The organism is Lysinibacillus sp. 54212 (assembly GCF_036662795.1).
Taxonomy (GTDB): domain Bacteria; phylum Bacillota; class Bacilli; order Bacillales_A; family Planococcaceae; genus Lysinibacillus_B.
Genome location: NZ_JBAFWZ010000068.1, coordinates 1 through 1,287, shown reverse-complemented (window position 1 = coordinate 1,287; position 1,287 = coordinate 1). Strand labels below are relative to the sequence as shown.

Below are 1,287 nucleotides of genomic sequence, written 5' to 3'. Positions count from 1 at the left end.
ATCGAAAGACAGAAATGAGAAGAAGTGGAATTCCACTTATGACTTTTTTAATTACGCAACCTTTGGCTTTACTGGAATGGCGGAAGGTGCAGTTAATCCAAAAGACCCTTTATCGAAGGAACATTGGCTAGATAGTTTTGGATTAGCAACAACTATTACAGGAGTAAAAGGAGTCTCTTCCAATAAAACTATGGGTGGCAGTGGAAAGACGACAAGTAGTTCTTCGAATAATTCTAGTACTATGAGTATAGATAATGTTAAATATAAAAAAATCTCTGAAATGCCAGCAGAAGATGTGAATAAATGGTGGAAAGATGAAATGGGGTATGACCAGCCCCCTTATAAACCTGGATCATATGTACAGGAAATTGAGTTAACAAGAAATACTACATTTGTAAGAGTTTACGATGGAGAAAATTCTAAAATGCATGGCGGTTGGTTTATGGAGTATAAAGATGTTAAAGGGCTAAAACCCAATGAAATACAGGAAAAGTTTTCTTTGCCTCATACACCAAAATATATAGCCGACTTAAAGTTGGCAGAAGGAACTATAATTAGAAGCGGTATTGCTAATCCACTTTTTGGATATAAGGGTGGAGGTAATCAATTTGATTTAATGGGTCAATATATCGGTGAGTTTGGTAACGAAAGACTAATAGGTGGTGTAGAATGAGTATAGTAGAAATTAATAATAACAAGTTAATTATTAATACAAAAGAAGTCGTGTTTGATAAGAAAATACAAGAAATAAAAACAGTAAATGGAGTAATTATTGTTTTACTAACTATGGATGGTTCATTGGATAATGTATATGGTATTAATCATAACGGGGATGTATTATGGAAAATACAAGAGCCTGATAAGAGTTTAATAGGAAATAATAGGTATCCTTATGTTGGTTTAAGTGTACATGATAATCAAGTAAGTGCAATTGACTTTTACGGTAGAAGGTTATATATAGATGTTAAAAACGGGGAAATAATTGGTAAAGATATTGTTAAATAAGTATTTTCATATAAGTAAAATTTAAAACAGTATCTTAAATAGTTGACTATAAGTGATGACCTTGATTGGCAGTAAGCCTTCTAGGTCTTCTTTTTATATTTTGCTACCTTTTAATAGCATATCATCCCACAAAGCACAAGGATGGCCCTGTAAATAGATAAAAGAGACATGAGAGATTCCGAGTAGATAGGAAAATATAATGGGGAAAATATATAGAAGCAGCTTGAATTGTCGCCCTGCCACCCTTACGAGAGGATGGCGTCGTTCGGGCGTGTGATGAGG

General features: G+C 33.8%; 1 protein-coding gene and 1 pseudogene. Both read left to right on the top strand.

From position 1 onward, the window contains the following. A pseudogene (locus tag V4T18_RS18255) lies at positions 1 to 673 on the top strand (hypothetical protein); the annotation flags it as partial. After that, positions 670 to 1,005, top strand: coding sequence for a hypothetical protein (locus tag V4T18_RS18250; protein ID WP_332651877.1), 336 nt, complete (start codon positions 670 to 672; stop codon positions 1,003 to 1,005). The pseudogene V4T18_RS18255 and the gene V4T18_RS18250, both read left to right, overlap by 4 nt. Positions 1,006 to 1,287: the final 282 nt, after the last annotated feature.

Bases quoted from the DNA above. Each gene is read 5' to 3' on its own strand.
- V4T18_RS18250 (WP_332651877.1), top strand. From the start codon at position 670: ATGAGTATAGTAGAAATTAATAATAACAAGTTAATTATTAATACAAAA.